9 protein-coding genes are annotated in these 10470 nt (G+C 72.5%); 5 read left to right on the top strand and 4 right to left on the bottom strand.

Annotated features, from left to right (window positions below; translation table 11 throughout):
* The first annotated feature begins 71 nt into the window (after positions 1-71).
* On the top strand, positions 72-2219 hold the full coding sequence (locus ABZ725_RS30895; RefSeq protein ID WP_358805791.1) for a molybdopterin oxidoreductase family protein: 2148 nt from the start codon (positions 72-74) through the stop codon (positions 2217-2219).
* A 1-nt stretch (position 2220) separates the two neighbouring features.
* Here the strand turns inward: ABZ725_RS30895 and ABZ725_RS30900 are convergent, their stop codons facing one another.
* On the bottom strand, positions 2221-2955 hold the full coding sequence (locus ABZ725_RS30900; RefSeq protein WP_358805792.1) for a TetR/AcrR family transcriptional regulator C-terminal domain-containing protein: 735 nt from the start codon (positions 2953-2955) through the stop codon (positions 2221-2223).
* 133 nt (positions 2956-3088) lie between these two features.
* On the opposite strand from ABZ725_RS30900, the gene ABZ725_RS30905 reads away from it, so the two are divergent.
* Positions 3089-4615 carry an MFS transporter gene (locus ABZ725_RS30905; protein WP_358805793.1) on the top strand — a complete coding sequence of 509 codons (1527 nt, stop codon included), beginning with the start codon at positions 3089-3091 and terminating at the stop codon, positions 4613-4615.
* Positions 4616-4675: 60 nt separating this feature from the next.
* Here the strand turns inward: ABZ725_RS30905 and ABZ725_RS30910 are convergent, their stop codons facing one another.
* From ABZ725_RS30910 to ABZ725_RS30920, 3 genes are all read right to left on the bottom strand, one after another.
* On the bottom strand, positions 4676-5767 hold the full coding sequence (locus ABZ725_RS30910; RefSeq protein WP_358805794.1) for a hypothetical protein: 1092 nt from the start codon (positions 5765-5767) through the stop codon (positions 4676-4678).
* On the bottom strand, positions 5764-6459 hold the full coding sequence (locus ABZ725_RS30915) for a DUF6215 domain-containing protein (RefSeq protein WP_358805795.1): 696 nt from the start codon (positions 6457-6459) through the stop codon (positions 5764-5766). The genes ABZ725_RS30910 and ABZ725_RS30915 overlap by 4 nt, the downstream gene beginning before the upstream one ends.
* A 101-nt stretch (positions 6460-6560) precedes the next feature.
* Positions 6561-8207 carry a M4 family metallopeptidase gene (locus ABZ725_RS30920; protein ID WP_358805796.1) on the bottom strand — a complete coding sequence of 549 codons (1647 nt, stop codon included), beginning with the start codon at positions 8205-8207 and terminating at the stop codon, positions 6561-6563.
* Between the two features lie 207 nt (positions 8208-8414).
* Here ABZ725_RS30920 and ABZ725_RS30925 point away from each other — a divergent pair, with 207 nt between their 5' ends.
* The 3 genes from ABZ725_RS30925 to ABZ725_RS30935 all read left to right on the top strand — a co-directional run bounded on the left by ABZ725_RS30925 (position 8415) and on the right by ABZ725_RS30935 (position 10386).
* Entirely contained in the window at positions 8415-8855 is a 441-nt protein-coding gene (locus ABZ725_RS30925; RefSeq protein WP_358805797.1) for a gamma-glutamylcyclotransferase family protein, read from the top strand.
* Positions 8856-9091: 236 nt separating this feature from the next.
* Positions 9092-9640, top strand: coding sequence for a hypothetical protein (locus ABZ725_RS30930; RefSeq protein WP_358805798.1), 549 nt, complete (start codon positions 9092-9094; stop codon positions 9638-9640).
* Positions 9641-9765: 125 nt separating this feature from the next.
* Positions 9766-10386 (top strand): class F sortase, encoded by a 621-nt coding sequence (locus tag ABZ725_RS30935; RefSeq protein ID WP_358805799.1) that lies wholly within the window; start codon positions 9766-9768, stop codon positions 10384-10386.
* Positions 10387-10470: the final 84 nt, after the last annotated feature.

Below are 10470 nucleotides of genomic sequence, written 5' to 3' on the forward strand. Positions count from 1 at the left end.
GGGAGGGCACGCCCACACCGCCGTAACAGGAGACCGCACGGCGCGTAACACGGCCGACGCACGCTGAGCGCATGCGGACCGCCTCGACGCCCACCCACTGCCCGTACTGCGCGCTGCAGTGCGGGATGGCCCTGTCGCCTCTGCCCACGGGGGGCGTCGAGGTGGTCGAGCGCACGGACTTCCCGGTGAACCGGGGCGCCCTGTGCGGCAAGGGGCGTACGGCTCCCGCGGTGCTGGCGCCGGGCGTCCGGCTGACCTCCCCGTTGATGCGTTCCGCCGACGGCGAGCTCGTGCCGGCCGGCTGGGACGAGGCGCTGGACCGGATCGCCGGGGAGCTGGGCCGCATCCGCACGGAGCACGGGCCGGACGCGCTCGGGGTGTTCGGCGGGGGCGGGCTGACGAACGAGAAGGCGTACACGCTCGGCAAGTTCGCGCGGGTCGTGCTCGGCACCTCGCAGATCGACTACAACGGCCGGTTCTGCATGTCGTCCGCGGCGGCGGCCGGCATCAAGGCGTTCGGGCTCGACCGGGGGCTGCCCTTCCCGCTGGAGGACATCCCGAGGACGGGGTGCGTGATCCTGGTCGGGTCCAACCTCGCCGAGACGATGCCGCCCGCGCTGCGGTTCTTCAACGAACTGCGGGAGAACGGCGGCACGTTGATCGTCATCGACCCGCGGCGGACCAAGACCGCCGAGCAGGCCGACCTGCACCTCGCGCCCCGCCCGGGGACGGATCTCGCGCTGGCGCTCGGCCTGTTGCATCTGATCGTCGCCGAGGGGCGGGTCGACGCGGAGTACGTGCGTGAGCGGACCGTCGGCTGGGAGGAGACGCGGGCGGCCGCCATGGCCCACTGGCCGGAGTACGTGGAGCGGATCACGGGGGTGTCCGTTCCTGAACTCCGGGAGACCGTGCGGCTGTTCTGCCAGCCGGAGGCGGCGATGGTGCTCACCGCGCGCGGGCCCGAGCAGCAGTCCAAGGGGACCGACACGGTCGGCGCGTGGATCAACCTGTGCCTGGCGACGGGCCGGGCCGGGCGGCCGCTCAGCGGCTACGGCTGTCTGACCGGACAGGGCAACGGACAGGGCGGGCGCGAGCACGGCCAGAAGGCCGACCAACTGCCCGGCTACCGCAAGCTGGACGACCCGGCGGCGCGAGCGCATGTGGCCGAGGTGTGGGGCGTCGACCCCGACTCGCTGCCCGGACCGGGCCGCAGCGCCTACGAACTGCTGGACGCGTTGGGGTCCGATGTGCGGTCGCTGCTGCTGATGGGGTCGAACCCGGTGGTGTCGGCCCCGCGCGCCGCGCACATCGAGGAGCGCATCAAGTCCCTCGACTTCCTCGCCGTCTGTGACGTCGTCCTGTCGGAGACCGCGGCCCTCGCGGACGTCGTCCTGCCGGTCACCCAGTGGGCGGAGGAGACGGGGACGACCACCAGCCTGGAGGGGCGGGTGCTGCTGCGACAGCGGGCGATCACCGCTCCGGAGGGTGTGCGCAGCGACCTGGAGGTGCTGCACGAGCTGGCGGCGCGGCTGGGCGTCGAGAAGGGGTTCCCGGTCGAGCCCGAGGAGGTCTTCGAGGAGCTGCGGCGGGCCAGCGCGGGCGGCATCGCGGACTACTCCGGGATCAGCTACGAGCGGCTGGCGGAGGGGGCGGGCGAAGGCGTGTTCTGGCCCTGCCCGGCCGACGAAGAGGGTCCGGCGGACGAAGACCGTTCGGCCGACGACGACGGTTCGGCGGACGACGACCGTCCGGTGCCGCCCGGCACTCCCCGGCTCTTCCTCGACCGGTTCGCCACTGCGGACGGCCGGGCCCGGTTCGTGCCGGTCTCGCACCGGCCGTCCGCCGAGGAGCCGGACGACGACTACCCCGTGCTGCTCACCACCGGGCGGGTCGTGGCGCAGTACCAGTCCGGCGCCCAGACCCGGCGCGTGGACGAGCTGAACGCCGCCGCTCCCGGCCCGTTCGTGGAGCTGCACCCCCGGCTGGCAGCGCGGCTCGGGGCGGCCGAGGGCGACCCGTTGGCGGTCGTGTCCCGGCGGGGACGGGCCGTCGCGCCGGCCCGCATCACCACCGGAATCCGCCCGGACACGGTCTTCATGCCGTTCCACTGGCCGGGCGAGGGCCGCGCCAACACCCTGACCAACCCGGCGCTGGACCCGACCTCGAGGATGCCGGAGTTCAAGGTGTGCGCGGTGCGGGTGGAGATGGCCAACCCCTGAGTCAGCGGGGCAGTCGTAGCGCCAGGCCGTCCAGGACGACGTCCAGGCCATAGGCGAACTTGGCGTCGCGCAGGGCGACCGGGTTGCCCACCGCGGCGGCACCGGCCGCGTACCCCTCGGAGAGGTGGTCGTAGGAGGCGGCGGCCTGCTGGGCGGCGGGCATCAGGCGGGCGATGAAGTCGGCCTCGGTCTCGCCGGAGCGGGCGACCGTGGTGAGCCAGGCCGCCTCCGTGGTGCTCATGCCGATCACGTACGACAGGACCGTGTCGATCGCGCCGCTCGGCTCGGGGAAGCCCGCCGCGGTGAACAGCGCCGCCAGCTTCTCCGAGAAGGCCATGAGGTTGGGGCCGAGGTAGGCGAGGCCGGCCTGGCCGAGGACCGAGGACAGCCAGGGGTGCCGTAGCGCCGTCGTACGGAACGAGCCCGCGGCCTCGGTGACGGCGGCCCGCCAGTCGGGCGTGTCGGCGGGCGGGACGTGGATCTCGCCGGCCACCTCGTCCACCGCCAGCTCCATCAGCTCGTCCTTGGTGGCGACGTGCCGGTAGAGGGAGGTCGCGCCGGCGTTCAGCCGGGCGCCCAGCTTGCGCATGCTCAGCGCCTCGACGCCGTCGGCGTCCAGCATCGTGATCGCCTCGCGGACGATCGCCGCCCTGCTCAGTGCGGGCTGGTCGGGCTCGCGCTGCTGCCGGGCCCAGACGGACGGGACGGGGTTCGGGTTCTTCGCCTTGGCTGCCATGGGCTCTCCCACACTCCGGTGCGTACAACGTGCGCTTCCAGCGTACAGAGTTCAACACTTGCGCACACTGTTCCGCCATGCGTACAGTGTGCGCATCGAAGGAACAGCGTTCGCACACAACAGGGGAGAAACCATGGAAGCGCGTGCCGAGAACAGTGGGAGCGGGCGCGACCCCCGCCGCTGGTGGATCCTCGTCGTGCTGTGCCTGAGCACGGTGGTCCTGACGATCGACAGCATGGCGCTCACGGTCGCGGTCCCCTCGATGACCGAGGACCTCGGCGCCACCGCCCAGGACACGCAGTGGATCCTCGACTCCTACATCCTGGTCTTCGCGGGTCTCCTGCTCACCTCGGGCAGCCTCGGCGACCGCTTCGGCCGCCGGAAGGTGATGCTGATCGGCCTGGTGCTCTTCGGGGCGGCCTCACTCGCCGCGACGATCTGCACCAGCCCCGGCGAGGTGATCGCCGTGCGCACCGCGATGGGCGTCGGCGGGGCGCTGATCATGCCCTCCACCCTCTCGATCCTCATCACCGTCTTCGACGAGGACGAGCGCGGCAAGGCGATGGCGGCCTGGGGTTCGGTGTCGATGCTGGGGCTGGTCGGCAGCCCGGTCCTGGGCGGCGTCCTGATCGACCACTTCTCCTGGCACTCGATCTTCCTCATCAACGTCCCGGTCGTCGCCCTCGCCGTCGTCGCCGGTGTGCTGCTGATGCCGGAGTCCAAGGCGCCCTGGCAGAAGGCGGACCCGCTGGGCGCCGTGCTGTCCGCGGTCGGCATGACCGCGCTGGTCTGGTGGATCATCGAGATCCCGCAGCACGGCGCGTTCGGCGGCCGCTCCGCCGTCAGCCTCATGGTCGCCGTCGTCGGTCTGGCCGGGTTCGTGATCTGGGAGAACGTCACCGCGTCGCCGATGGTCCCGCTGGTCCTGTTCAAGCACCGCAACTTCAGCGGCGGTTCGCTCTCGCTGGCCCTGGTCCAGATCGGCAACGGCGGTCTGCTGCTGGTCCTCACCCAGTACCTGCAGTTCGTCCTCGGCTACTCCCCCGTCAAGGCGGGCCTCGCCTTCCTGCCGCTCGCCATCGCCGCGCTGATCGGCAACGGCGTGGGCGTCAAGCTGGCCGAGAAGATCGGCAACCGGTTCGTGATCCTGGCCGGCATGCTCGTGATGGTCGCCTGCTTCGCCCTGCTGACGACGGTCGACGCCGACTCGGGCTTCACCGTCCCGGCGATATCCCTCGGGCTGCTCGGCCTCGGCGCGGGTCTGGCGATGCCCGCCGCCGTCGGCGCGCTGATGAGCACCATCCCGGCGGACAAGGCGGGCGTCGGCTCGGCCCTGAACGACACCATCCAGCAGGCCGGCACCGCCCTCGGCATCGCGATCCTCGGCTCCCTGCTGACCAGCGGCTTCGCCGCCGAGATGCCCGCCGACGCCCCTGAGGCGGCCCGGCAGTCGATCGGCGGGGCGCTGGCGGTGGCCGGCGAGGACGCCGGTCTGGTCCGGGCGGCCCGGGAGGCCTTCACCGCCTCGATGACGACGACGTTCACGGTCAGCGCGATCGGCGTCCTGGCCGCCGCCGTCCTGGCGACCCTGGTGATGCGCGACCGCAAGCCGCAGACGGCGCAGACGGCCCCGGCAGAGGAACCGGAGCTGGTCGCCTGACGAGGAACGACCGAGACGGCGGGAGGGCCGGTGCCGGAAGGCGCCGGCCCTCCCGCCGTCTCACTGCGCCGGACTGCGCCGCACGATCTTCCCCGCGCCGTCCGCGTCGAGCGAGGCCGCGCCGTCCGGGCCGGTCACGGTGACCCGGAGGGCGAGGGAGTTGGTGAGGTGGTCGGCGGTGAGCTGCCAGGTCCCCGGGGAGCCGGCGCCGAGGGTCTTCGTGGCCTCCCGGACCAGGGCGGGGATGCGGGCGTAGGGCAGGGCGTCCAGGTCGAACTGCGGGACGGCGGCGCCGGCGGGGGCGAACACCACGGTCAGCAGCCGCTCCTGGACGACCACGGTGATCGCCCGTGCGGCGTTCTCGTCCTTGCCCTTGGTCAAGGCCTCGACCGCGCGGCGCAGTTCGCCCTCGTCGAGCAGCGACCGGTCCGGCCCGACGGAGACCGTGCCGGACACCGACGTCGAGGTGACCGTGGTGGACGACGAGGAAGAGGAGGAGGAAGAGGACACGGACGGTTCGGACGCGGCCGGCGACCCGAAGCCGTCCGGGCCCGTCAGGTCCGCGCGGAACGGCAGGAGGACGGCCGCCGCGCCGAGCAGCAGCCCGACGAAGAAGCCGGCGCGGAACGCCTGCTCCTCGGGTGGCCGTCGCACGAGGGCGGACTCGGGCGCGGAGTCGATGAGGGCGTCGGCCGCCCGGCTCTTCCACTCCGGCGTCGGCCGCTTGACGATCCCGGTCCGCCAGGGCCGGTCCGCCGGGTACTCGACGACGAGGATCCCGCGCGGACGGTAGTCGGGGAGGTCGACCAGGTTGACGTTGTGGCTGAGCTGCACGCGAAACGCCGGTGCGTCGTCCGGCGCGACCGTGAGCTCGAAGCTGATCGGCACGTCCCCGGACTCGGTGGAGTCCGCGCGCAGGCTCTCGATCATCGCGAGAGCCGTGCGGCGCGGGACGGCCGCCTCGCGGGCGCGTCTCGGTCCGCTCACGACGACGCCGATCACGACGAGCACCACGGCCAGCGCCAGGCCGACGACCAACAGGGAGCCTCTCTCGAGGACGACGCCGACGACCAGAATCGCCGACGACGCCCCGACCAGGGCGCCGATCAGAAGACCGCGCGCGAGGGCGCCCGGAGTGGCGGAACGGCTCACCCGGCGGTCCATCCGGGGACCGTCGGCAGCACCTGCTGTGCGACGCGGATCAGGGCCGCGTCGTCGGGCACCAGCTCGTCCTGCCGCCAGATGGCTATCTCGTAGGAGCCGCCGCCGTCCTTGGCGTCCGGGGCGACGAGCAGGCTGCGGGCGACGGAACCGGGGCCGGATTCGGACTTGCCGCCGCCGAGGTTGAAACGGATGGCGATCGTCCGGCTCGAGTAGAGCACCGCGGGATGCCCGAGGATCGTCTTCTTCTGCGCGCCGTCCAGCAGGCCCTCCAGCTGGGCCACCGGGAGGTCGTCGTAGGACCGCGAGAGCTTCACGGTGTAGGTGTCCAGCGTGACGGTCGCCTCGGGGACGACGCCGATGAGCGACGTGGCCGAACCGGTGGTGCCCTGGCCCGTCCCGCGCGCCTGCTCCTGCGGCGTGCCGAGGAGCGTGGGCAGGTCCGCGCGGTTGAGCGCCGTGCACAACTGCGATGCCGAGAGACGCTTCGCCGCAGCCGCTTCCTTGGCTTCCTTGCCGGCCTCGGCGTCGGCCGAGCAGGTGGCCGGCTTGTCGACGGCGTCGGCCGTGTTCTTCTGCATCACGAACAGCCCGCCCCCGATGACCCCGACGACGACCAGCGCCGCCGTAGCCTGGGCCCAAGCGTTGGGCCCCTTCTCGGCCACGCCGACTTCCTCGCCCATGTCCCCCATTACCCCCGGTACCCCCTGGTCACCCTGATCCCCCAGCGCGCGCCGGACGTGCGCGCCGGGGGAGCCTAGCGGGTGATCCGGCCACGAGGAAGTCAATTCACGTTGACCGCGCTCCAGGCCGCCGCCACCGCGTTGTACTCCGTGCTGCCGCTGCCGTAGAGGTCCCTGGCGGCGTTGAGGGTGGCCGTCCGCGCGCCCGCGTAGTTCGTCGAGGACGTCATGTAGACGGTCAGGGCCCGGTACCAGATCGCGCCGAGCTTGTCGCGGCCGATGCCGGTGAGCGTGGCGCCGTTGTACGTCGGGGAGTTGTAGGTGACCCCGTTGATCGTCTTCGTGCCGCTGCCCTCCGCGAGGAGGTAGGCGAAGTGGTTGGCGACGCCCGAGGAGTAGTGGACGTCGAGGTTGGCCACCGAACTGCTCCAGTAGTCGGCGGAGTTGGCGTCCTTGCTCGGCTTGTCCATGTAGCGCAGGGCGTCCCGGCCGAAGCCGGAGCGGACGATCTTCTCGCCGATGAGGTAGTCGCCGGCGTCGGAGGCGTTGCCCGCGTAGAACTCGACCAGCGAGCCGAAGATGTCGGACGTGGCCTCGTTGAGGCCGCCGGACTCGCCCGAGTAGGTCAGGTTGGCCGTCTTCGACGTCACGCCGTGGGACATCTCGTGGCCTGCCACGTCCAGCGCCACCAGCGGGCCGAGCTGCGTCGCGTTGCCGTCGCCGTACGTCATGCAGAAGCAGCTGTCGTCCCAGAAGGCGTTGGCGTAGTTGTTGCCGTAGTGGACCCGGTTGTAGGAGCCCTTGCCGTCGTTGCCGATGCCGTTGCGGCCGTGGACGTTCTTGTAGTAGTCCCACGTGACGTCGGTGCCGTACTGCGCGTCGACGGCGGCGGTGGAGCGGTCGGTCGCCGCGCCGGTGCCCCAGTGGTTGTCGGCGTCCGTGAACAGCGTCGCCGGGGCGCGGCTGATGCAGATGCCGAAGATGCACAGGTCGGTCTTGTTCTCCGCGTCGCCGGTGTACGTGTTGCCGCGCGTCGGGTCCTTGAGCTGGTACGTCGATCCGGAGAGGGTCGTCTGAAGCGGGACCGTGCCGCCGTACAGGGAGTTGCCGTCGCCGGTGGCCGTCTCGATGCTGTCCCAGGCGTCGATCTGGGCGCCGGTGCGGGCGTCGGTCAGCACCTCGCGGGCGACCGGGTTGCCGAGCGAGTCCAGGGCGACGACGTTCGTCCGCCAGGCCAGTTTCGGGGCGCCGTGCAGGGCGTCGACGACCAGCTGCGGCTTGGCCTTCACCTGCTTCAGCGGCTCGCCCAGGTTGACCGCGCGCAGGGCGTTCACGGCGACGTCGGCGGCCTTGGGGGCGGAGAGGGCGGGGGCGATGGTCGGCAGCGAGATCGCCGCGCCCGTCGCCCGGTTCGCGCTGCGGTACGTGCCGTCGGGGGCCAGGTGGACCACGAAGTCGCCGCCGAGTACCGGGAGTTGGCGGTAGGTGCGGTCGTAGCGGACGTGCTGGGCGCCGTCCTTGTCCACGATCACGTCGCGCACGGACGTGCCCTGCAGCGGGGTGAGGCCCAGGGCCGCCGCGTGGTCGGCGAGGGCCTCCGCCGCGTTGTCGAGGGCGGTGGCCCGGGTCGGTCTGTCGGCCGCGTCCGCGACCGGGGAGAGTACGGCGGCCAGGAGCGTGGCCGTGGTGGCGGCGATGCCGGCGGTGGCGAGACGGGAACCTCGGACGTGCTGCCGTATCCGACTCATCAGTGTCTTCGGTCTCCTCGAGAAGGCGCCGTGGGGGGCGCGCGTGGGGGTGACTCGGGGGTGACTCGGGGGTGGCGCGAGGGTGGTGCCGAGTTCGTCCTGGCATTCAAGAGGCCATGACATGTCATGTCCATAGCGCCTACGCGGGGGACGAGTGAGGATCGGTCAGCATCGGTGAAGGGGAAGAGAAGGGGGAGAATCGTTTCCGTGAGCGCCCCCGAACTCCCCTTCTTCGTCTACGGCACCCTCCGCCCCGGCGAGGTCAACCACGACCTCTTCCTGCGCGGCAGGACCCTGCGCGAAGAGCCGGCCCGACTGCCGGGCGCGCTGCTGTACGACGGGCCGGGCTATCCGTACGCGGTCGAGGCGCCGGACGGAACGGGCGCGACCGTCGCCGGGGAGCTCGTCACCGCCCGCCCGGAGGCGTACGCCCGGCTGCTCGCCGAACTCGACCGGCTGGAGGAGTACGCCCCCGGCGACCCGCGCAACCTGTACGAGCGCGTCGAGTGCGAGGTGCTCCGCGGCGGCGGCCCGGCTTCCGAAGGGCCCGTGCGCGCCTGGACGTACCTCGCCGCGCCCGTCGTCGCCGCCCGGCTGCGGACCCGGGGAAAGCTGATCGAGGGCGGGGACTGGCTCACCCGACGGTGAGCGGACGAGGCCGGATCACCCGTTCACACCCCCTGCGGACGCATTTCCGCGCCATCCGCGACAAAGCTGCCCGCACGCCGATGACCTGCCGAAACGCAGGCACGGACGGGCCCCTCCGCAGCTCGTCTGACACCCATTCATCCCATTTCTGACGGACTCTCAGGAAGCGCGCTCGCCGCGCTGCGACTTACCTCGGAAGGGCAGGGACGCGACCGAAGAGCTCGTGAGGAGCACCGATGCGACGACGTACCGCCCGTACCGCAGCCCGGCTGCTGACCGGTACCGCGCTCGCCGTCACCACCGCGGCCGGACTCGCCGCGCCCGCCCACGCCGCCGGTACCACGGCCGGCGTCGGCCGCCTGGACGTGTACCCGTCCACCGCGGTGCCGGGCGGGCAGGTCTCGGTGAACACGGCGGCGTGCGGGGACGGCGAGGCCGCGGCGGGCGATGCCGGGGCGGTGGGCGCCGGCCGCTTCCCGCTCGCGCCCACCACGCACGACGGCGAGGCGATCGGGCAGTTCCAGGTGCCGCCGAGCGCGCAGCCGGGGACGTACGAGATCGTCGCGGAGTGCGCCGCGAACGGGCGGCGGATCACCGGGGACCTGGTGGTCGTGCTGGCCTCGGACCGGCAGGCGGTGCATCCGCGAGGAAGTGTGAAGACGGGGGTCGGCGGCGCACTGGGCCCCGACCCCGTACAGACCGCGGCCGGTGTGGCGGCTCTCGCCGTCGCCGCCGCGGGCGGTACCTGGCTCCTGCATCGCCGGGCGAGAGGCGACGGGATCTGACGGACACCCTCCGCTGTCCGTCCGCCGGTACCGCATGTCCCCTCCCCCTCCGGGTCCGACGCCCCTCGCGGCCCGGAGGGGGCACGGGGTTCCCGCTCACGGAGCACCCACGGGAGGTTCTCGGCATGCGCAAGGTCGGCAACTCCGCGATAGCGGCGGTCACCGTGGTCGCCCTCTGCTGCGGCGCATGGCTGCTGCGCAGCGGCGTCGAGACGCACGCCCCGCCGCAGCCGTCCGCCGCACAGGCGCATGCCGCCCGGGACGCCGAGGGGGCCGGGGCGCCCGCGCTGCCGCCCTCCCCGCCCGACCGCGTCCGTATCCCCGCGCTCCACGTGGACGCCCCCCTGATGGGCCTGGCCCTGACCGCCTCCGGCAGCCTCGACGTCCCGCCGGCCGCGAAGAAGAACCTCGCCGGCTGGTACGAGGCCGGCACCACCCCCGGTGAGACGGGCACCGCGATCGTCGCCGGCCATGTCGACAACGCCGACGGGCCCGCCGTCTTCTACGACCTGGGCGCCCTGCGCAAGGGCGGCGCCATCGAGGTGGACCGGCGCGACGGAAGCGTGGCCGTGTTCACGGTGGACGCGGTAGAGGTGTATCGCGCAGACTCGTTTCCCGACGAGAAGGTCTACGGCCCCGCCGAGCGGCCCGAGCTGCGGGTGATCACCTGCGGCGGCGGATACTCACGGGCAACCGGTTACCAGGGCAACGTGGTCGTCTTCGCCCACCTCACGGGCGTCCGCTGACCTCCTGGGCGAACCCTCACACCTGCGCCCGGGCCCCGCTGAGGGCAGCGTTCCTCGCGGGAAACAACCGTGATGCCGCCGGGT

The sequence above is a fragment of the Streptomyces sp. NPDC006872 genome (genome assembly GCF_040635845.1).
GTDB lineage: Bacteria > Actinomycetota > Actinomycetes > Streptomycetales > Streptomycetaceae > Streptomyces.